18 protein-coding genes are annotated in these 20964 nt (G+C 64.4%); 9 read left to right on the forward strand and 9 right to left on the reverse strand.

The annotated features are described in order from the left end of the window. Nucleotides 1–25: 25 nt before the first annotated feature. From rsgA to ACP7BV_RS01765, 3 genes are read right to left on the reverse strand one after another with little or no spacing between them, the layout of a single operon-like run. A complete protein-coding gene (rsgA, locus tag ACP7BV_RS01755) occupies nucleotides 26–916 on the reverse strand; it encodes a ribosome small subunit-dependent GTPase A (protein WP_426100868.1) in 891 nt (296 codons plus the stop codon). Between the two features lie 20 nt (nucleotides 917–936). Next, nucleotides 937–1293, reverse strand: a complete 357-nt coding sequence (locus tag ACP7BV_RS01760; protein ID WP_426100870.1) for a 4a-hydroxytetrahydrobiopterin dehydratase — start codon at nucleotides 1291–1293, stop codon at nucleotides 937–939. Next, entirely contained in the window at nucleotides 1290–2552 is a 1263-nt protein-coding gene (locus ACP7BV_RS01765; RefSeq protein WP_426100872.1) for a M48 family metallopeptidase, read from the reverse strand. The genes ACP7BV_RS01760 and ACP7BV_RS01765 overlap by 4 nt, the downstream gene beginning before the upstream one ends. A 47-nt stretch (nucleotides 2553–2599) precedes the next feature. Here ACP7BV_RS01765 and orn point away from each other — a divergent pair, with 47 nt between their 5' ends. The 3 genes from orn to ACP7BV_RS01780 all read left to right on the forward strand — a co-directional run bounded on the left by orn (nucleotide 2600) and on the right by ACP7BV_RS01780 (nucleotide 5635). Next, on the forward strand, nucleotides 2600–3199 hold the full coding sequence (gene orn, locus ACP7BV_RS01770) for an oligoribonuclease (protein ID WP_426100874.1): 600 nt from the start codon (nucleotides 2600–2602) through the stop codon (nucleotides 3197–3199). A gap of 115 nt (nucleotides 3200–3314) precedes the next feature. Further along, the gene (locus ACP7BV_RS01775; protein WP_426100876.1) at nucleotides 3315–5372 is read left to right on the forward strand and encodes a hypothetical protein; all 2058 of its coding nucleotides are present in this window, start codon (nucleotides 3315–3317) and stop codon (nucleotides 5370–5372) included. A gap of 89 nt (nucleotides 5373–5461) precedes the next feature. Further along, entirely contained in the window at nucleotides 5462–5635 is a 174-nt protein-coding gene (locus tag ACP7BV_RS01780) for a hypothetical protein (protein WP_426100878.1), read from the forward strand. Between the two features lie 40 nt (nucleotides 5636–5675). Here the strand turns inward: ACP7BV_RS01780 and ACP7BV_RS01785 are convergent, their stop codons facing one another. Next, complete coding sequence (locus ACP7BV_RS01785; protein WP_426100880.1) at nucleotides 5676–6245, reverse strand: hypothetical protein; 570 nt, start codon at nucleotides 6243–6245, stop codon at nucleotides 5676–5678. Between the two features lie 129 nt (nucleotides 6246–6374). On the opposite strand from ACP7BV_RS01785, the gene ACP7BV_RS01790 reads away from it, so the two are divergent. Further along, a complete protein-coding gene (locus tag ACP7BV_RS01790; RefSeq protein WP_426100882.1) occupies nucleotides 6375–7598 on the forward strand; it encodes an HPP family protein in 1224 nt (407 codons plus the stop codon). 73 nt (nucleotides 7599–7671) lie between these two features. Here ACP7BV_RS01790 and ACP7BV_RS01795 read toward each other — a convergent pair whose 3' ends face one another. Next, nucleotides 7672–8367, reverse strand: a complete 696-nt coding sequence (locus ACP7BV_RS01795; RefSeq protein WP_426100884.1) for a UPF0149 family protein — start codon at nucleotides 8365–8367, stop codon at nucleotides 7672–7674. 107 nt (nucleotides 8368–8474) lie between these two features. On the opposite strand from ACP7BV_RS01795, the gene ACP7BV_RS01800 reads away from it, so the two are divergent. Continuing rightward, nucleotides 8475–9464 (forward strand): serine/threonine protein kinase, encoded by a 990-nt coding sequence (locus tag ACP7BV_RS01800; RefSeq protein WP_426100886.1) that lies wholly within the window; start codon nucleotides 8475–8477, stop codon nucleotides 9462–9464. Between the two features lie 327 nt (nucleotides 9465–9791). Continuing rightward, nucleotides 9792–12053, forward strand: coding sequence for a hypothetical protein (locus tag ACP7BV_RS01805; RefSeq protein WP_426100888.1), 2262 nt, complete (start codon nucleotides 9792–9794; stop codon nucleotides 12051–12053). A gap of 266 nt (nucleotides 12054–12319) precedes the next feature. On the opposite strand, the gene ACP7BV_RS01810 is transcribed toward ACP7BV_RS01805, so the two are convergent. After that, entirely contained in the window at nucleotides 12320–14116 is a 1797-nt protein-coding gene (locus tag ACP7BV_RS01810) for an alkaline phosphatase D family protein (RefSeq protein ID WP_426100890.1), read from the reverse strand. Between the two features lie 209 nt (nucleotides 14117–14325). On the opposite strand from ACP7BV_RS01810, the gene ACP7BV_RS01815 reads away from it, so the two are divergent. Then, nucleotides 14326–17067, forward strand: coding sequence for a polysaccharide deacetylase family protein (locus tag ACP7BV_RS01815; RefSeq protein ID WP_426100892.1), 2742 nt, complete (start codon nucleotides 14326–14328; stop codon nucleotides 17065–17067). Nucleotides 17068–17180: 113 nt separating this feature from the next. On the opposite strand, the gene ACP7BV_RS01820 is transcribed toward ACP7BV_RS01815, so the two are convergent. From ACP7BV_RS01820 to ACP7BV_RS01830, 3 genes are all read right to left on the reverse strand, one after another. Further along, nucleotides 17181–17504, reverse strand: a complete 324-nt coding sequence (locus tag ACP7BV_RS01820; RefSeq protein WP_426100894.1) for a hypothetical protein — start codon at nucleotides 17502–17504, stop codon at nucleotides 17181–17183. An 89-nt stretch (nucleotides 17505–17593) separates the two neighbouring features. Next, the gene (locus ACP7BV_RS01825; RefSeq protein ID WP_426100896.1) at nucleotides 17594–17959 is read right to left on the reverse strand and encodes a hypothetical protein; all 366 of its coding nucleotides are present in this window, start codon (nucleotides 17957–17959) and stop codon (nucleotides 17594–17596) included. A 59-nt stretch (nucleotides 17960–18018) separates the two neighbouring features. Beyond that, nucleotides 18019–19068, reverse strand: a complete 1050-nt coding sequence (locus ACP7BV_RS01830; RefSeq protein ID WP_426100898.1) for a DUF475 domain-containing protein — start codon at nucleotides 19066–19068, stop codon at nucleotides 18019–18021. A 153-nt stretch (nucleotides 19069–19221) separates the two neighbouring features. Here ACP7BV_RS01830 and ACP7BV_RS01835 point away from each other — a divergent pair, with 153 nt between their 5' ends. Together ACP7BV_RS01835 and ACP7BV_RS01840 are read left to right on the forward strand one after the other, a co-directional pair. After that, entirely contained in the window at nucleotides 19222–19644 is a 423-nt protein-coding gene (locus ACP7BV_RS01835; RefSeq protein ID WP_426100900.1) for a divergent PAP2 family protein, read from the forward strand. Between the two features lie 177 nt (nucleotides 19645–19821). Further along, the gene (locus ACP7BV_RS01840) at nucleotides 19822–20964 is read left to right on the forward strand and encodes an efflux RND transporter periplasmic adaptor subunit (protein ID WP_426100901.1); all 1143 of its coding nucleotides are present in this window, start codon (nucleotides 19822–19824) and stop codon (nucleotides 20962–20964) included.

A 20964-nucleotide genomic window follows, 5' to 3' on the forward strand; every position in this document is an offset into this window, starting at 1 on the left:
CAGCGAATGGAACGTCAATGCCCCGTCAATACAGCGTCTGGGCCGATTCGTGCAGCAGCTGTCCATACAGGGTGTGCCGAAAACGCGCGATCTTGCCTTCTTCGAGCGCCTGCAAAATGGCGCATTGGGGCTCGATCAGATGGCGGCAGTTGTAGAACTTGCAGCCGCCCAGGTAGGGGGTGAATTCCACAAAGGCGCGTTCGAGCATGCCTTCGGACAGGTGGTACAGGCCGAACTCTTGAAAGCCGGGCGAGTCGATGATCGACGAACCTTCGCCCAGCGAATACAGGCGCGTAAAGGTGGTGGTGTGCTTGCCGGTGTCGAGCGCGGCTGAAATTTCGCGCACCGCGATGTCGGCGTCCGGCACCAACAAATTAATCAGCGACGACTTGCCCATGCCGGACTGGCCGATGAAGATCGACGACTGGCCAGTTAGCAGCGGCATCAAGGTGGCCACCGCGTGCTCCGGATTGCCGCGCGCCGACACTTCGTGGCACGGGTAGCCGAGCGAGGTGTAGGTCAGCAGGCGCTCGCGCGCCTTGGGCAGCAGGTCGGCGACGTCGGTCTTGTTGAGGATCAGGTGGGCGTCGATGCCGGCCGCTTCGGCGGCCACCAGCGAGCGCGAAATCAGGTCGTCGGCAAAACCGGGTTCGGTCGCCACGACAATGAACAGGCGCGTCAGGTTGGCCGCCAACAGCTTGGACTTGTACTGGTCCGAGCGGTACAGCAGCGTCTTGCGCTCGGCGGTCGATTCGATGACGGCCTGGTCATCGGACGTCATCATCAGGTTGACGACGTCGCCCACGGCGATATTGGTCTTGCGCTGGCGGGTGACGCATTGCAGCTTGCGGCCGTCGGCTTCGGCCACGTAATGGCGGCCGTGGCCGGCGATGATGGTACCGGTGATTTTATTCATGGGGCTGTTCGCTGTGCCGTTCACTGAGCCGTCCGCTGCACATACAGGGCGCTGACCTTGGCCGCGCAGATGAAGTCGTTGAGCGACAGTTCGCCGGCAGCCGAATGGGTGGTGTAGCTGACCGCACACAGCTTGTAGGAGACCATCAGGTCCGGATGGTGGTCTTGCTGGTGGCTGACCCAAGCGATGGCGTTGACGAACGCGATGGTCTGGTAGTAATTGGCGAACGAGAAGCTGCTTTGCAGCTTGCCGTCGATGATAGCCCAGCCGGGCAGCAGCCCCAGCAGGTCATCGATGGCGCCGGCGTCCAGGGCGGGAGCGTTCTCGGCGCAGTGCGTTTCGGCCAGGGTGGCATTGAGCGTATTAGTGTGGGTCATGTGGCCGCCAGGTTCAGTTGCTTGATCCGCACGGAGGCCGGCGGATGGGAGTCGTAAAAAGCTGAGTGCAGGGGATCGGGCGTCAGCGTCGAGGCATTGTCTTCATACATCTTGACCAGCGCCGAGACCAGGTCGCGCGCGCTGGAATGGGTGGCGGCAAAAGCGTCGGCCTCGAATTCGTGCTTGCGCGAGCTGATCGACGTCAGGGGCGAGAACACGAAGGTAAACACCGGCAGCACCAGCATGAACAGGATCAGCGCCATGGCGTCGTTGCCGCTGCCGGGCACGGGATCGACGCCCAAGCCCTGGTAAAACCAGGTCTGCTCCTTGAGAAAACCCAGCAGCGCCAGAAAGGCCAGCGAGACGGCGAACATGACGGCAATGCGCTTGACGATGTGCTTGAGCTTGAAGTGGCCCAGTTCATGCGCCAGCACCGCTTCGATTTCCTGGGGCGCCAGGCGCGCGAGCAAGGTGTCGAAGAACACAATGCGCTTGTTGGCGCCAAAGCCGGAGAAGTAAGCGTTGCCATGCGCGCTGCGCTTGGAGCCGTCCATCACGAACAGCCCCTTGGAGGCAAAGCCCACGCGCTGCATCAACGCTTCGATGCGCGCCTGCAGGCTGGCGTCCTGCAGGGGCGTGAATTGATTGAACAGGGGCGCCAGCACGGTCGGGTAGAGTACCATCAGCAACAACTGAAAGCCGCTCCAGACCAGCCAGGCGTACAACCACCACAGCGGACCCGTCTTGTCCATCAGCGTGAGCACCACCCAGACCAGCGGCAGGCCGATCAGCGCGCCAAGCGCCACGCCCTTGGCCATGTCGGCCAGCCACAGGCCCACCGACATCTTGTTGAAACCAAAGCGCTGCTCCAGCATGAACTGGCGATAGTAGTCGAATGGCAGGTCAAGCAGGCCGCTGACGAGCGCGAAGGCGGCCAGCAGCGCCAACTGGTAGGTCATGCCCGCGCCGGTCAGCGGCAGCAGCGTCATCGACAGCCATTGCAGGCCGCCCAGCAGCGTGAAGCCGATCAGCACGGCGCTGCTGACAAACAGCGTGAGCAAGCCAAAGGTGGTTTTGGCGGCGGTGTAGTCGGCCGCCTTCTGGTGCGCTGCAAGGGGGATGCTGGCGGCAAATTCGGCCGGGACCGCGCCACGGTGCGCTTTGACGTGGCGCACCTGGCGCGACGCCAGCCAGAAGCGCAGCGCCAGCGTCAGGATGAAGAAACTGACGAACAAAATTGAAAACGCAGATGAATACATTCGGTGCCTGTGAGAAAATGCAGGATTGTTTAGGCCAAGAGAGAATTATGTCACAAGCCACTGAAATACCCTCAGCCATCCCGGCACCGGCCGCGCAGCAGCGTCCGAACGAGTTCAACCTGGTCTGGGTGGACATGGAAATGACGGGCCTCGAACCGGATACCGACCTGATCATTGAGGTGGCCGTGGTCGTTACCGACCTGCATCTGAATATCCTGGCCGAAGGTCCCGTGTTTGCGATCCACCAGTCCGACGAAGCGCTCGACAAGATGGATGCGTGGAACAAGGGCACCCATGGCCGCTCCGGTTTGATCGAGCGCGTCAAGAGCTCGACCGTGACGGAAGCGCAGGCCGAGCTTGAATTGATCGCCTTCCTGAAGCAGTGGGTTCCGGCCGGCAAGTCGCCGATGTGCGGCAATACCATTTGCCAGGACCGCCGTTTCATGGTGCGCGGCATGCCCAAGCTGGAAGCGTTTTTCCACTACCGCAACCTGGACGTGTCGACGCTCAAGGAGCTGTGCAAGCGCTGGAAGCCGGGCATCGTCGGCGGCTTCAAGAAGCACCAGAAGCACACGGCGCTGGCCGACATCATCGAATCGATCGAAGAGCTGCGCTACTACCGCGAGCATTTCATCAAGCTCGATTAAGCGCTACGATCTGGTAGTCCACGCGCATTTCTTTGATTTCGCGCAACTCCGCTAGCAGCCCCAGCAGTCACCCTTGTGATGTTCCTTAACAAAGGTGTCCGCGAGGGGAAGTTGCATGTTGCAGTTGGTGCGCGAAATTGGCGATCGCCTGAAGGAAATCGGTTCGCTCCTGTGGCGCTGTTTTTACAGCGTGACGCTGACCGTGCTGGGCGCAATCGGCCTGGTGGGCGTGCCGCAGGGCGCCGAATGCCTGCGCCTGGTCAGCCAGCCCGGCTGGAACTTTCCCTTATTTCTATTTTCGGTGGCCACCTGGTCGCTGTCGGCCTGGTACAGCGCGCGCCTGACGCTTGGCCGCGTGTTCGAGCACACCTCCGTCATCGACCGCAGCGACACGCCTTTTGTCAATGGCATGCGGCTGTGGCTGCCGCGCGTGCTGGCGGTGCTGCCCGGCGCCGTGCTCACGCTGCAGTTTCGCCGCCTGGGCTTGGCGGCGCTGGCGCTGGCCTGCCTGGCAACCACGCTTGCCATCGCCCTGTTCGTCGTCAAGCGGCGCAGCTGGTTCGCCTCGCGCTTTGGCGGTTTTGAGCCGGGGCAAAAGCTGCAGGTGCGCTTTGGCTCGCTGCAGCAGCGCACCCTGGGCACGGTCGTGCTCGCCATCTCCTGCACCTTTGCGCTGCTGTTCGCGGTCTGGTGGAAGCCGGTTGAAGTGACCTCGTTCGTTACCGCGCCGGTGCTGCTGTGCTTTGCGCTGGCCAGCTGGATCCTGTTCGGCGACCTGGTGCTGACGTATTTTTTCAAGCAGGCCAGGCTGCCGTCGATGGCGGCCGCGCCGCTGCTGCTGTTCATTGCCTTTAGCGCCTGGAACGACAACCACGCCATCGCCCTGATCGAAGCAGATCAGGGCGTGAGCATGCGGCGCCAGGTCGACGAGCATCTCGACGCCTGGCTCGAGTCGCGCGCGGCGCGGGGCGAACTGCGCGCCGGTACGCCCTTCCCACTGTTTTTGGTGGCCGCTGAAGGGGGCGGCATCCGCGCCGCCTACTGGGCCGGCATCGTGCTGGCCAAGCTGCAGGACGAGAGCGCATCGCGCTTCGGCCGCCATCTGTTTGCCCTGAGCGGGGTGTCCGGCGGCAGCCTGGCGGGCGCCACCTTCGCCGCGCTGATGGCCGACGCCGGCAGCGACACACTGGCGCGCAGCCAATGCGCGCGCGCGCATCCGGCGGCCATGTACCAGTCCTGCGTGCGCGCCATGCTGCGCCAGGATTACCTGTCGCCGACGCTGGGCTACCTGCTGTATCCGGACATGCTGCAGCGCTTGCTGCCATTTCGCATGCCGAGCGCCGACCGCGCGCGCGCCATGGAGCAGGGCTGGGAGCATGGCTGGCGCAAGGCCACCGGTAGCGAGCGTTTCGCGCAGCGCTTCGACACCTTGTGGAGCGAAGACGGCGCGCTCGACGTGCCTTCGCTGCTGCTCAACGCCACGCTGGTCGACGGCGGCAACCGCGTCATCGCCAGCGACCTGGTGATCGACGGGCGTTTCCCGGACGCCTACGACGCCTTCGATCCCATGCTCGACTTGCGCCAGATGAGTCTGGCCACGGCGGTGCACAACAGCGCGCGCTTTAGCTACATCAGCCCGGCGGGAACGGTGTCGGGCTGCCAGCGCAACGGCCGCGCCGCCGTGTGCGAGGCGGGCCAGGCGCGCTACCCGTGGGGGCGGGTGATCGATGGCGGCTACTTTGAAAATTCGGGCGTGGAATCGGTGCGCGACCTGCTCTTTGCAATGCGCCCGATGCTCGAGCGCTGGCGCGCGCGCGGCTTCGTGATCGAGCCGGTGGTGATGGTGATCAGCAATTCGCCGGGCGCGATGGCGCCGTCGGGCCGGCTGGCGCCGCTGGCGGCAAGGCTCGACATGACGTTCCTGTCCGAGTTGCTGGCCCCGCCGCTGGGCTTGTTCAATACGCGCGCCGCGCGCGCCACGTTTGCCGTCTCGGCCGAGCGGCGCGACGATCCCCAGCGGTTTTTGTGGTTTGGCATGCAGGCGAATAACGATACGCCGCTGGCCTGGGCCCTGGCCGACAGCACCTTTGACGGCATGGACCGCTTGCTGCGCGCGCCGGAAGTGGAACGCTTGCCGTTTCGCGAAGCGCTGGACAGGTTGCCGGGACCGTAAAAGTTTATGGGTTCTTATGTTGCCTGTCGAACAGTCGGGCAGGGCAAGGTCGCGTATCGTCCTCATTCAATCACATGAAGGAGAGTGCCATGACCAAGCCTATCGAAGACTCGCGCGAGCAGCAGCAACGTGAAGCGCAGCAGGCTGTGCAAGACGCCGACAACAATCGCCAGCGTGCTGAATCGCATGAAGTTGATGGACGCCACCAGAATGATGGCGCCAAGGATCACAAGGGCGCCGACAAGGGTCCGCGCGGGCAGTAATGACACGACATCGTCCCCGACCGGGGGCCATGTATCCGTCTTAGTTGGCAAGTTCCGTGCGGACGCGCCCGGAGGTTGAAAATACCCCCAGGCACTTGCGCCCGGACTCCACTACCGCGCTGCGCGCCGCCGTGTCAGCCGTTTTTAACGCGCCATCGCCCTGATACACCACGCATGCCCCATCGCTGGCGATGCGCGCCGCCGTGATGATCGTGCCGGCCGCCTCGCGCGGGCCTTCCAGGATCGTCTTGCCCGTGTCCAGCCTGACCAGCAGCGCGGTGGGCGTCGGCTTGCCATTACGCTCCGCGACACGCCACTCGGCCTTGCGCCCCACGCGCGACAAGCCCGGCGTGACCACTTCCCAATACTCGAGCGGATAGACTGCGCCGCGCGGGGTGACGATATCGATCGACGTTTGCGCGCGCGCCTCGTGCACCAGCAGGCTGAAGCCGCCCACGCCGGCGCACTGGCGCGTGCTGGCGCCGCTGCCGCGGTCCAGTTCCACCGTCTTGCAGGCCTTGCCATACAAGTCCGTGTACAGGCTGGCGGCGCCGTGCGTAGGCAGGCAAGTGAGCGAGAGCATGCTGGCGAACAGGCAGGTGCGGATCATGGCATTCCCCTTTTATGACGGACTGATGTGTCCATGCTAGCGGCGTGCCCCGGCGCGTGTTTGCAAAGTATCAAGCAATGCAGCGAAGGGGCGCTTGTGCTCTAATTCATGTTTTTCGCATCTTCAACAATGCCAAACGACATTCCTTCCTGGCTGCAAAATCTACTGCCCGCCAAGCCGACCGTTCCCCTGTCCGAACAACTGCGCGCGGTCGCCGGCGCGCTGTGCGCACTGGCTACCGCGGCCGGCTTGTCGATGCTGTGGCTGGGAAGCGCAGGCGTGTGGCTGATCGCACCCATGGGTGCCTCGGCCGTGCTGCTGTTTTGCCTGCCCGGCAGCCCGCTGGCCCAGCCCTGGGCCGTCTTTGGGGGTAATGTGGTGTCGGCGCTGGCGGGAGTGGCCTGCTACAAGCTGTGCGGCGGCCACTGGTTGGCCGCGCCGCTCGCGGGCGCGGCGGCCATTGGCGCCATGTTCGCGCTGCGCTGCCTGCATCCGCCGGGCGGCGCGGTCGGGCTGACGGCCGTGCTGGCCGGCCCCGCCGTGCACGCGATGGGTTTTCAATTCGCACTGCTGCCGGTGGCGCTCAATTCGGCCTTGATGGTGCTGGCCGCGCTGGCGTTCAATAACCTCAGCGGCAAACGCTATCCGCATCCGCAGCGCTCGGTGCTGGAAAATCCGCACGCCACCGGCGACGTCGTGCCCAGCGCGCGCCTGGGCTTTCAGCGCGAAGACCTCGACGACGTGCTGGCGCACTACGGGCAGGTGCTCGACGTCAGCCGCGACGACCTTGAAAACATCATCCTGGCCACCGAAGCGCATGCGTATTCGCGCCGCTTCGGCGTCATCACCTGCGGCGCCATCATGTCCACCCATGCGCTTACGGCCGAGTTTTCGACCGAGCTGGGCGAAGCCTGGCGCATGATGCGCTACCACCAGGTGCACGCGATCCCGGTGCTGAACCGCGCGCGGCGCGTGATCGGCATGGTCTCGCAAGGAGATTTTTTGCGCTACAGCGACCTCGATGATTTCCGCACGCTGGGCGCGCGCTTGCGCCAGCTGATCGTGCGCACGCGCCACACCCATTCGGACAAGCCGGAAGTGGTCGGGCAGATCATGAGTACCCATATCAGTTCGGCCTTTGTCGACACGCCGATCGTCGAACTGGTGCCGCTGATGGCCAACAGCGGCTTGCACCATATTCCCGTGATCGACGCCGAACGGCGCTTTGCCGGCATCGTGACCCAGTCCGACGTGATCGCCGCGCTGGTGCAAAGCCGGCTTGCCGAGCCGCTCGGCGACGGGCCGCCAGCGGCGCGCCCGTCGGCGCGGCCGGTGCCGGCGCCGGCGACTTGAATGGATTGATCAGGTTGCACGGGCGTGAAAAAGCCGCCTAGACTGCGGGCGGCTTGGCTTGATGCGGGGCGGCTTATTCTGCGCCGTCGGCGCCGCAGCACTTCTTGTATTTTTTGCCGCTGCCGCAAGGGCAGTCGTCATTGCGGCCGACCTTCGGCTCGTCGCGCTTAAGCGTTTGCACGGGACCTTTGCGCAGCGGAACCCAGAACTTGTAGATGGCCGGCAGGTTCGCCTCGATCTCGACGGCCAGCTTGTGGCCCTTGACCGGATTGTCGACTTCGGCCAGTTCGGCTTCTTCGATCTCGTCGGCGCCGAGCAGGTAGATCGGGCGCATCAGGGGTGCCAGGTCGGACTGCCAGATCGGGTCCCACGAACCGGCTCGCAGCTCCATGCCTTCCCAGAAGCCCCAGCACCAGGCTTCGGCGTCGATCAGGGTTTCGCCGTCTTCCTCGTGCTCGCAAAAGAGCGGCTCGAATTCCTTGGGCGCCACCTCGAACGTCACCAGCACCTCGTTCATGAAGCGCATGATCAGTTCGACGATGCGCTCCTCTTCCTTGGCGTTTTTCCATTTGGGCGCCGCGGCCGCATCGTCGCCCCAGACCTTGAGCAGCCATTCGGCCGGCATGATGGTTTCCGGGCCGATCGCAATGGCGGTCATGTAGCCGTGCAGGGTATCCATCGTCATCGCGTCGTCGGACGAGCGGTCCGACAGCAAAAACTGATCGAGTTCGTTGAATTCTTTTTCTGAAAGGGGCTGGTCGAGTTGCATGGCGGGGCTCTTAATCGTCGTTGAAGGCGCTAGTTTAACGCGTCGGGGCCCGATCGACGCACTTATTCGCTGGTCGCGCGCCAAGCTTGGGCCGTACAATAGCGCGCATGGAGACACCGCCGCTGCACCCGTTTGCCACCCTCAGCCCCGAATGCGTGCTCGACGCGCTCGACAGCGTCGGCCTGTTTTCCGACGGCCGCCTGCTCGCGCTCAACAGCTACGAAAACCGGGTGTACCAGATCGGCATGGAAGAAGGGCCGCCCGTGGTGGCCAAGTTCTACCGGCCGGCGCGCTGGAGCGACGCCGCCATCCTGGAAGAGCACCGCTTTGTCGATGAACTGGTCGAGCGCGAGATTCCCGTGGTGCCGGCGCTGACGCTGGGCGGCGGCACGCTGCACAGCTTTGGCGGCTTTCGCTTCGCCGTCTTCCCGCGCAAGGGTGGGCGGGCGCCCGAGTTGGACGACCCGGCCACGCTCGAGTGGAGCGGGCGCTTCATCGGGCGCATCCACGCCGTTGGCGCGCTTGGCACCTACGCCGAGCGGCCCGCGCTGAGCATCGAGACCTTTGGCACCGAGCCGCGCGACTACCTGCTGGCGCACGACTTTATTCCTCCCGAGCTGCTCGCTGCGTACAGCAGCGTGGCCGCGCAGGCGCTCGATGGCGTGCGGCGCTGCTACGACCGGGCCGGCGCGACGCCGTCGCTGCGGCTGCACGGCGACTGCCACGCCGGCAACGTGCTGTGGACGGGCGACGGTCCCCATTTCGTCGACTTCGACGACAGCCGCATGGGGCCGGCGATCCAGGATTTGTGGATGCTGCTGTCGGGCGAGCGGGCCGACATGGTGCGCCAGATGAGCGACATCTTGGCCGGCTACGAAGACTTTTGCGACTTCGAGCCGCGCCAGCTGTATTTGGTCGAAGCGCTGCGCACGCTGCGCCTGATCCACTACAGCGCCTGGCTGGCACGGCGCTGGGACGACCCCGCCTTTCCCGCCGCATTCCCGTGGTTCAACACCCAACGTTACTGGCAAGACAGAATCCTCGAACTGCGCGAGCAAATCGCCCTCATGGACGAGCCCCCCCTCTGGCCCGCCTGACAACAACATCGGGGTCAGACCTCAATTGTTCAACATTTCCGGTTGGCTGCGATTTCTCAGCTGGCCTGACGGTTGCTATTCGCTAGTCAATATCTTGGTGTCGCTTCGTAATACTCGGCAATGACGAATTAAATAAAGTATCGGATAACGCGTTATAAATTGGCAATATTGCACAAAATCGGAGGTCTGACCCCAATTAAAAAAGAATTGCCATCTGGCGAATTGGGCGGGTTTTAGGCTTCTGCTCGGTACGCCGCCAATCGGCCGGTCGCCTGATAATCGCTGTACGCCTACCCGTCTGCGGAGGGCTCTTATAGCGAGAAGACGATGGAATCCACAGCCTGCCTGCACGACGACGCCGATATCACCATTGCTTTGCCGGTGGCGGACAATCAAGCGCAGGCCGGCGCGCCAGGACGGGCCAAGTCGGAAATGCGGGCCATTCACGAGGCGATTGCGCGCGTCGAGGCGGAGGCCAAGGCGTCGTGCGCGGCCGAGAGCCGGGCCCATGCCGAGGCCCGCGCCCGCTCGCTGGCCGAAGAGCGCGCCGCGATGGATGCCGCCGCCGCCGCCGCCGCGCTGCAAAATGCGCAAGCTTCGGAGGAGGCCATCGAAGCCAACCGCGACCGACTGGAGACGCTGCGCCTGGCCGCGCAGGCGAGCCTGGAGCGGCTCGAAGCGGTGCGCCTGGAAACGGCCGAGCTGCGCGCCCGCGTCGAAGCCGATACCCAGATCAAGCTGGCCGCCGAAGCGCGCGCCAAGACCGAGGAGGAGGCGCGCCGCCGCGCCGCGGAGCAGATCGAAGCGGAAGCGGTCATGGCCGAACTGGCTGCGCGCGCCGCCGACGAGCTGATGCTGCACACCGAACAGGCGCGCCTGCAGGCGGTCGAGCGGGTCGCCGCCGTTCACGCGGCGCGCGAGGAAGTGCTGCACATCGCCAGCGCCGACGCGCGCGTGGCCACGCTGGCGCGCGAACGCGAACGCCAGGCGCGCGGCGCGCGCCAGACCGCCGAACTGCTGGCCGACGCCGAGGCCGAAGCGCTGGAGCTGACGGTGCAGCGCGAAAAGGCCGATCAGGTGGCGCTGGCCGCCGCCTTTGCCCGCGCCGTGGCCGAAGCGCGCGCGCTGGAGGAAGCGCGCGCCCTGGCCCACGTGGAACAGGAGCGCGAGGCGATCGCGATCGCCCAGGCCGAGTCCGAGCGGATGGCTTCCAAATCGATCCATCTGCGTCTGCAGTCGGAAAAGGAATTGCGCGACGCGGCAATGCACCGTGAGCGCCTGGAACAGATGGCGGCCGCCAGCGCCGAGGCGCGGCGCGAAGCCGAGGCGCGCATCATGAGCGCGACCGAAGCGCGCATTGAAGTGGACCGCAAGCTGCGCGAAGTGGCGCTGGCGCGCGCCAAGGCCGAAGACGACGCCAGCCTGGAAGTGCACGCACGGGTGGAAGCGGAAAGCATTGCCGCCGAAAAGGCCGCTGAACGCAAACTGGCCGAGCAGGCCGCCGCCGCCGCCGCCGCGCTCGAGGCCGAGCAGCAGCAGCGCGCCCGCGCCCTGGCCGAGGAGCGCGCGGCGCTGGCCACCGCGTCGGCCGCTGCGGCCGCGCTTGAGAATGATGCCGAGCAGTCGCTGGTGGCGTCGATCGCCGAACAGGTCGCGCTGCAGGAACAAAGCGCGGCGCTGGCAAGCGAAAAAGCGGCGCAGTCGGCGTTGCTGGCCCATGCCGAGCACGAGCACGCGCTGGCCGAGCAGGGCGCACTGGTGCGCTTGCAAGAGCGGCTGGCGGCCGAACAGGAGGCGGCGGCCGCCGCCCACGCCCGCGCCGATGCGGAACAGGCGCAGGCGCTGCTGATGCGCCAGATGGCGGACGCGGAGCGCCGCCTGGAGCAGGCGCAGCGCGCGGAAATTGACAGCACCAGCGCGCTGCTGGCGCAAACGGCCAGCGCCGCGGCCGACAAGGCGGCAGCGGCCGACGCGGTCATCGCGCAGCTGCGCATGGCGTCCGAGTTGGGCCGGGTCCAGGCCGAGCGCGCCCACAATGAAAAGCTGAAGCTGGAGCTGGCCTCGCAAACGCTGGCGGCCGAACGCGCTTCGCTGTCGCTGACTGAGCAGACCTTGGCGACCCAGCGCCACAAGGCCGCCGCCGACGAACGCGCCAACGCGGCCATCGCGGCGCGCGTGGCGTCGGAGCAGGCAGCATGCAAGGCGGCCCGCCTGCGCGCCGACGCCGAGCAGGAGCAGGCCGACATGGCGCGCCAGCTCGAGGCGGCCCAGGAAAGCGCGGCGCAGTCGGCCGTCGACAAGCGCAACGCCCAGCGCTTGCTGCTTGACAGCGCCCAGGCGCACGCCGAGATGCAGCGCAAGGCGGCCCTCGCCACGCGCGAGATGGCCGAGGCCAAGCAGCTGTTGCTGGAACTGGAGTCGCGCCGCCTGGAAGCCGATACGGCAACGCTGGTGGCGGCCAAGCAGGCAATTCGGCTCGAGCAGGTCGAAAGCGCCGCCGGCGCAGTGCAGCGCGCAACGTCGGCCACGATGACGCACCAGGTCATCGGTCGCTTGAGCCAGCCTTCGGCGATGCCAGTGAAAGTGTAAATGCCGGGCGGCGCATGCGCCGCTTTTTTTTCGCCTGCTCGTTGGTGCTGCTGGCGCGCGGAGCCGACTTGGTGATTGCCGTAGGGCGGTAAAGGCCAAGGTCAAGGTCAAGGTCAAGGTCAAGGGCAAGGCCAAGGCCCTGGTTGCGGCAAGTGTCTCGACGGCGCTTGTCGGAATGCGGCCTTCGGCCTTTTTCGACCTACGCGTCAGAGGCACGCTGTAGAGGCCGGGCGCCTTGCGGAAGCGGGCCAACGCTTTTTCCGACCTCACACGTTGTCTTCCACCACCGGGCTGGTCGACCCTGACGCCAGCGTGATGCGGGTGCGCTTGAGCAGCGGCGACACCGGCTTGCTGCCATCCGCATTCAAGGGCTTGACCTTGTTGAACATGACCACAAAACTGGCCGCCGTCACGGTGGCCACCGCAAACCCCTGCGCGTCATGATCGGCATACGCAAAGTCCGGGTTATTGCCACGAATGACAGCGTCGAAGGTGGCCGGCGTTGCCACCAGCGGCGCCAGCGGCGTGGCGCCGGCGCCGTCGCGCAGATAACGGTAGAACGAGTCGCTGCTGATGCCGGCCGCCACAAAGTCGACCGCCACGGGCGTGCCTACCGCAGGATGCGCATTGTCGCGGATGGTCCCGCACTGGAACGCATGCAGGTCGCCCGTGATCGCCACCACGTTCTTGATGCTGTTCGCCTTCAGGAATGTCATCAAGTCAGCGCGGTGGCTCGGGTAGCCGTCCCAGGCGTCGGCATTGACCACGTACTGCTTGTCGTACGGCGCCGGGGCTAGAGCGCGCAGGTCGATCTGCATGCGGTTGAGCGTGACTTCGTTGCCCCATACTTTCCAGCTTGCGGTGGCGCCTTTGAGCGTGTCCTTCCACCACTCGGTCTGGGCCCGGCCCAGGATCGACGGCGCGTGCCCCAGCACCTGGCTGTCGATCAGCTCGAACTGCTGCAGCACCGGCAGCGGCACAAAATAACGCGCGCCGATCTTGTCGTCGCCCTGCAGCCGATCGTGGCCGGTCAGCGTTGCCAGTTCGGCTTCGCCCACCACATGGTCGTCGCGGTACAGGCGCTGGTCCGTCATCACCAGGTGCATCAGTGTGCCGAAGCGGAAGTCGCGGTAAATGCGGATGTTCTCGTGGCCAGGTTTGCCCAGGTCGAACGAGACGTCGCCAAAGTCGATCGGCATGTACTCGGCCCAGGCCTGGGTGGCACTGCGCCGGCGCTCGGTCTGGCGCGTGTTGGCGTTGTTGTAGGTCTGGTGGTCCTGCCAGCAATCGTCGGAAAACTCGTGGTCGTCCCAGATCGCGATCATCGGGAACTTGCGGTGCAGTTCCTGTAGGCGCGCGTCGCCGCGGTAGGTGCGGTACAGCGTGCGGTAGTCTTCCAGGCTGGTGGCGTAGACGCCCGTTTCGGCGCCGCTGCGCGCAGTGCCGTCGGGCAGCGTGATCCGGCCGTGCGCCGCTTCCGCCGCGCCGCTCTGGAACGTGGCGCCCACCGTCTCGTAGATGTAGTCGCCCAGGTGTACCAAAAAATCGAGTTCTTCGGCCGCGATCAGGTCCATCGCCGCCCAGTGGTTCACGCTCCAGTCCTGGCAGGTCATCCAGGCAAATGTCATCTTGGCCGGCGCGCTCGCGGCCCCCGGCGCCGTTTTGGTCTGGCCGGCGACGCTCTTGTCCTGGCCTGCGCAAAAGCGGTAGTAGTAGCGCGTGCCGGGCGCAAGCCCCGTCACTTTCGCGCGCACCGTGTAGTCGTACTGGCGCGTGGCGGACAGGTCGACCGATGCGGCCAGCGTGGCGAAGGTGCTGGCGCTCGACACTTCGAGCCTAACCGGCACCGTTTCGAGGCCATGGCTCGACAGGCAGCGGGTCCAGAAGACGCAGCTCGCCTCCTTCGGGTCGCCGCTGGCGACGCCGAGCGGGAATGCAAAGGACCCGGCCGGCGCTTGCGCGGTGTCGTCGCTGTTGTCGCTTGCGCCGCAGGCGGCCAGGCTGGCGCCGGCCGACACCACGGTGAAATACATCGAACTGCGTAAGAATGAACGGCGATCCATACGGTTTGTCTCCTGGGGATTGTAGTTTTTGCCATCACGTGGTGTTTTTGCCATGAGCTTAGCCAACTGCGGCGCGCTGGTATTGCGCATTGATGACAGCTGCTTGCGCGATTGCGCCACAGCGGCGAACGGCTCACCTTTCCTTGGACCAAATGTTGCAATACAATCTACGCACCTTTACCGCACTCATTCGACCCACAGGCTCTATCGTGATCTCCAAACCCGCAAGAATCGGCGCCGCAGTGGCCGCCGCCGGCGCCATCGGCGCTGCCGCGCTGTTCGCCGCCCGTCCACCGGCGCCGCCGGTCGCACTGTCCGCGCCCGTCGCCCAGGGCAACCAAGTGGCCCCGGCGCCGGCCGACCCGGCCAAGGGCGCGCTGCTCGAGCGCGGCGTCAAGGAGCTGCTGACCGACTACCGCAAAATCATCGTGCTGCTGGCCGACGAGGCCACACTGACCGTACAACAGCGCGCGCACACCACCGAGGTGGGCCAGGAGCTGTTTCACCAAAACCAGGCGCGCGGCGTGGCGCTGGAGAGCGAACTGGCAGCGCTGCTCGCGTCGAACCGGTCCGACCGCTATGACATCCTGCATGGCCTGCTCGAGTTCATCGAGTCCGACAAGAGCTTGTACGATGCCGACCGGCTGGCCTTTCGCGAACTGCTGCAGGCGCTGCTGGCAGACGTGGCGCGCGACTCGTCGCTGCCGGCCATCAAACTGCACAAGCGCGTCTCCGAGGACGTCGATGCGCTCGCCGAGATCGAACACAATTACGAAAAGGAGATCCGCCAGATCTTCGGGCGCTACGAGCAGCGTGGCATTGAACTGAAACGCGAGAAGTGGGAAGCCTACGTCGCTTACCTGAAGACGCTGCACAGCCGCGAAGCGATCCTCAAGGAGCACGGCGTGGTGCTGCCGTATCCGCCGCGCCCCGAGGTGCCGGCCGCCGGCGCACCCGGCAGGGAGGAAGCGGGCGAGATTTTCGGGGCCGGCCTGCCGCCCAAGACCGTGGTGCTGACCTTTGACGACGGCCCGCACCGGCGCTACAGCGAGGAGATCGCCGCCATCCTCAAGCAGTACAATGTGCCGGCCGTGTTCTTCAACGTGGGCACCAACCTGGGCACCGTGGGCGCGGACGGCAAGGCCACACTGAACGCCGGCGCTGAAGTGAGCCGCAAGTTGAGCCGGGCCGGTTACGTGCTGGCCAACCACAGCTACACGCACGCGCAGCTGTCCAAGGAAACCGGCGAAAAGCTCCGAGCCGAGATCTTCAATACCGACCTGCTGCTCAAAGCGGTCGACAAGGACCGCTCGGAGCTGTTCCGCTTTCCCTACGGCGCGCGCAACAAGGAAGGCTTGACCACGCTGGCGGGCGCCCATTTGCGCTCGGTGATGTGGAACATCGATTCGCTCGACTGGGCCGATCCGGTGCCATCCTCGATCACCGAACGGGTGCTCCATTCGGTTGAAAAAGAAGGGCGCGGGATCATCCTGTTCCACGATATCCACGCGCGCGCGGTCAAGGCGCTGCCGGCCATCCTGGAGCGCCTGATTGCGGACGGCTACCAGTTCGCCGGCTGGGACGGCACCACTTTCAAGACCGCCAAGGGCGCCGCGATGGCGCCGCCGGCGGCGCCCGCCAGCCAGGGCTATGCCAATTCGTGGGCCATTGTGATCGGCATCGACGACTACCCCAAGTGGCCCAAGCTGCAGTACGCGGTGCGCGACGCGCGCGGGGTGCGCCAGACGCTGGTGGACAAATTCGGCTTCGCGCCCGAGCGCGTGGTCGCGCTTGAAAACGCGGCCGCCACGCGCAGCGGCATCCTGGCCGCGTTCCATGACCGGCTGGCGCACGGCGGGGTGCAAAAGAACGACCGCATCTTCGTGTTTTTTGCGGGCCACGGCGCCACCCGGCACTTGAGTTCCGGGCGCGACCTGGGTTACATCGTGCCCTACGATTCGGACCCCGCGCAGTTTGCCACCGACGCCATTCCCATGACCGAGATCCAGAATATCGGCGAGAGTCTCACCGCCAAGCACGTGCTGTTCGTGATGGACGCCTGCTACAGCGGCCTTGGCTTGACGCGCGGCGGCGGGGCCGGCAACTTTTTGCGCGATAACGCGAAACGCACCGGGCGCCAGATGCTCACTGCCGGCGGGGTCGACCAGCTGGTGTCGGACGGCGGGCCGAACGGGCACTCGGTGTTCACCTGGACCTTGCTGCAAGGTTTGGCGGGCAAGGGCGACTTGAATGGCGACGGCTTGATCACCGCCACTGAACTGGCGGCCTATGTGGCGCCGGCGGTGGCCAGCGTGTCGAATCAGACGCCGGCTTTCGGCAGCTTGCCGGGTTCGGAAGGGGGCGACTTCGTGTTCGAGCTGCCGGCCGAGACCGAGTTCCTTAGTCCGCAGAGCGCGCAGCTGTCCAGCGAGGCAATTGCGCTCAATTCCAAGCTTGATGCGGCGCGGCCGGAACCGGTGGCCAAGGCGGAGGAAAAGCCGGGCAAGGCGGCGCCAGCGACGCCGGTAACCGTCAAGGATTTGCAAGGCAATGAGCAAAAACTGGTGACGCCGCAGGCGGTGCCGTCGTCGATGCGCCAGCTGGCGCAGCGGGCGAACGATCGCGGGCTGCAGATGTACAAGGAAAAGCAGTATGTGCAGGCCGAGGCGGAATTTACCGAGGCGCTCAAGCTGCGCCCTGATTTTGCGCTGGCGGCAAATAATCTGGGCTTTGTGTTTTACAAGCAGGAAAAGTACAAGGAGGCGGCGCGCTGGTTTGACAATACGGTGAAGATGGATCCGTCGCGCTCGGTCGCGTATCGCAATCTGGGGGACGCCCAATTGCGGGCGGGGGAAAGCGCGAAAGCAAAGGCGGCCTACACAACGTACCTGGCGCTCGCGCCCACGGGTGCGGGCGCCGATTATGTCAAGCAGCAGCTGGAGAAGCTGTAAGTGCTGTGGCTTTGAAAGTTATTCAAAGGAAGCGATGCTGATCGGGCTGGCCACCTACATGTAGCGGTTTGTCGCAAACGCTCCGCCGCCGCACGCATCTGGCGGTGGTGCAATCATGCTCGCCTGCAGTGGTGCATATTGGGCCGTATTTTTTGGGCGAAGCGCAATACACCGGTCCGGATAGGTGCGACGGCACCCAGGACGATTGCATTTGCTTTCAACAACGAGTCGGACGCCAGGGCCTTGTTGGCAGCTTTTTGCTGTTCTCTGCCTTCAAACCTGCGCTGCAATCCATTGCCTTTGTTGGAGGACTGTTCAGCGTCGTTTCGTTCCTCATTCTTGCGGCCGCTGCAGGAAGCCATAACGCGCAGATTGCCCGTGTCGTCGTGGCAGACCTTGTTGTCCTGATTTGCCTGGTTGTAGGCGCGCTTGCGCATGTTCATATGCTGCGCAAGCGCTGGTAAAGAGCCGTGCCAGGAGCGCTCACAACGCCAGGTTCACACCAGCGTCAGCGGCGTCGTCGCCATCAAGGCGATACCGCCACTTTCTCGATGAAATGCTCGGTCTCGCCGAAACAGGATGACGGCACGCCCTTGTGCTGCGCGTACGTCAGTACCACGCGCTTGCCCGTTGCCGCCAGCAAGTCCTTGGCGACAAGGTCATCGCGCACCGAAAACGGGAAGCGCTCGGGAATGGCGCCGGGCATGCTTGAGAGCAGGATTTCGCCTTCCCAGGTCTTGCACAGCCATCCTTTTTTGGAAAACTTTTGCAGATAGCCGGCCCGCTCGCCCTCGGAGTACGACCAGCTCAGCGTAAACCAGGTGTACAGGGAGAGCAGGACCAGAACGGCCCCGAGCAGTGACAGAAACAGGAACAAGACGCGTTTTGGCATGGTGTATAGACTGTGGTTGGTTAAAGGTCGCGCCTATTGTGCCACTAATGGCCGATTTATCAAGCCTCGACGCTCAAGCCCAGCGCTTCCTGCTGCTTTTTATAGCGCAGCGATGACCATAGCGACACGGCAATGAACGCCACGCCCGACAGCCCCGTCACCCATTCCTTGATGTCATACGTCACGCTGGCGAACATGATCAGCGCCAGGATGCCGATGGCGTAGTGCGCCCCGTGTTCCAGGTACACGAACTCTTGCAAGGTTCCCTTATCGACCAAATACACCGTCATGGAACGCACGAACATGGCGCCGATGGCCAGCCCCAGCATGATGATGACAACATCATTGGTGATGGCAAAGGCGCCGATCACGCCGTCGAAACTGAAGGATGCGTCGAGCACTTCCAGGTACAGGAAGCCGCCAATGCTGCCGCGCGAAATCATCTTGCCTAGTACCGGGTCGTGCTCCTCTTCTTCCAGCAAACCGCTGACCCAGTTGACGCCCACATACACCACTACGCCAAGCACGCCCGCCACCAGCACGCTGAGCTTGCTCGCCGCAGGCACCAGCGACATGGCGCCAAACGCGGCGCACAGGGTGACCAACACGGCCAAGCCTTCGCTGCCGTACTGCCCGACCTTCTGTTCGATCCATCCCAGCCAATGCAGTTCCCGCTCTTCGTCGAACAAAAAGTTGAGGAAAACCAGCAGCAGGAAGGCGCCGCCGAACGAGGCGACCTGGGCGTGATTGGCACCAAGGTGGTGTGCATACACGTCCGGCGTGTCGAGCGCCATGTGCCAGACGTCGCCCATGCCCAGGCCCGTCGCTACGGAGACAATTAGCAGCGGAAAGAATAGACGCATCCCGAACACGGCCACCATGATCCCCACCGTCAGAAACAGCTTGCGCCAGAACGCGTCCCAGTGGCGCAGCACCGAGGCATTGACGACTGCGTTGTCGAACGAGAGCGACACTTCGAGGATGCCAAGCACCGCCGTAATCCACAGCGCCGACAGCAACCCGGGCATGCCGTGGCGATGGTAGCCCCACCATCCAGCCAGGCCCATCAATACAATGGTCACCGCTACCGATAATCTGAAATGCTTCATGCTGTTCCTTTGCCGTCGTGTTCGCCGAAATGACACACTCCCGCCAGTTTAACCGTAGCGGGGCCGGCCGAGGTGCAGCGGATGTGGCTGCGGCGCCGGTCATCTGCGATAATTCTGCCGAGCATCTACCGCATCGATTTTTAGAAGGCATCAATGGATATCAGTTACCTCGTCACTCCCTTCCTGACCTGGCTGGTGGTTGGCCCGATCAAGTTTCTTATCAATAGCGCGCGCCAGCGCCGCTGGGCGTTCAATTTGGTCGGCAACGGCGGCTTTCCAAGCAACCATAGTTCCGTGGTCACCAGCATGGCGACCCTGATCGCGCTGCGCGAAGGCATGGGCCATCCGGCTTTCGGGGTGGCGGTCACGCTGGGCTTTATTGTCATGATCGACGCCAACAGCTTGCGCCAGCACGTGGGACGCCAGGCCAGCGCGATCAACCGCCTCGCCAACGGCGCCGCCGAGCACACCCATTTGCGGGAACGGATGGGCCATACGCTGGTCGAAATTGGCGGGGGCATCTGCACCGGCGTCGGCATGGGCTTCGCCGTTTTTTATCTGTTTAAGTCTTTCTAAGTTTCAATAGGCAATGGGCGGGAGCAATTCATGCTACTTCAATTGCAGCTCATCCCCCTAATTGCGCAGTTCAGTCATCCAAAACCGCAGTACACAGGCAAGGCAATTGACGCCCTGGGGTGCCTTTGGGATACTTGTACGCTGGTAGTTTCAATATTGTTCATTCCGGAGAATCACATGCTGCGCAAAACATTTCTTGTCCTCGCCATCGCGGCGGCCCTGGCCGCCTGCAACAAGCCGAATGACGCGGACAAGAAGGACGGCAAGGAAGAAGCGCCGAAAGTGCTGAGCATTGCGCCGGAAGATATCCTGACCGTGCATTCCAATTCGCTGGCCTCCGGTCCCGTCGTGACCGGTTCCATTCAGCCCGAGCGCAAGGCCGACGTACGGGCCGAAATTTCCGCACTGGTGCTGCAAGTGCTCAAGGAAAACGGCGATGTCGTCAAAAAAGGCGATGTGCTGGTCAAGCTTGACGAAGCGGCCATTCGCGACAGCCTCAATTCGGCCGAGGCGTCGGCGCGTTCGTCGTCGCAGGCGCTGGAGCAGGCCGAGCGCCAGGTTACCCGCATGAAAACACTGCGCGCCTCCGGCATGACCTCGATCCAGGCAATGGATGACGCCGAAGTGCGCCGCAACGCCGCCGCCAGTGAAGTGGCCGCAGCGCGCTCGCGCGCCGCCAGCGCCCGCCTGCAACTGGCCCACACGCTGGTGCGCGCGCCGTTCGACGGCGTGGTCAGCGACCGCAAGGTGTCGGCCGGCGACACCGCGTCGCCAGGCAAGGAATTGGTCAAGATCATCGATACGACCAGCATGCGCTTTGAAGGGCGCGTCTCGGCCGACCGCATCAGCGCGGTCAAGGTGGGCCAGAACGTCACCTTCAAGATCAACGGTTATGCCGGCCAGGAATTTCGCGGCATCGTCAAGCGGGTCGATCCAGCCGCCAATGAAGTCACGCGCCAGGTCGAAGTGCTGGTCGCTTTTGCGCCCGGCTCGCCGCAGCCGAAAGTGTCGGGCTTGTTTGGCGAGGGCCGGATCGAGGCCGAAAGCACCGACGCGCTGATGCTGGCCGAAAGCTCGCTGGTGAAAGCGGGCGACAAGGCCTACACCTGGCGCCTGAAGGGTAATGTGCTGAGCAAGGCCGACCTGGTGCTGGGCGCGCGCGATGCCCGCACGGGCGACCTGGAAGTGCGTAGTGGCCTGGCCGCTGGCGACGTTGTGCTGCGTACGCCCAATTCGTCGCTCAAAAATGGCCAAAAGTATCAGATGACGGTCGCCAAGGTTGCCGCCGCCGCTACGCCAGTTGCCGTGCAGGGGAAATAA

This window comes from Massilia sp. TSP1-1-2, assembly GCF_049896185.1.
Lineage (GTDB): Bacteria > Pseudomonadota > Gammaproteobacteria > Burkholderiales > Burkholderiaceae_D > Telluria_A.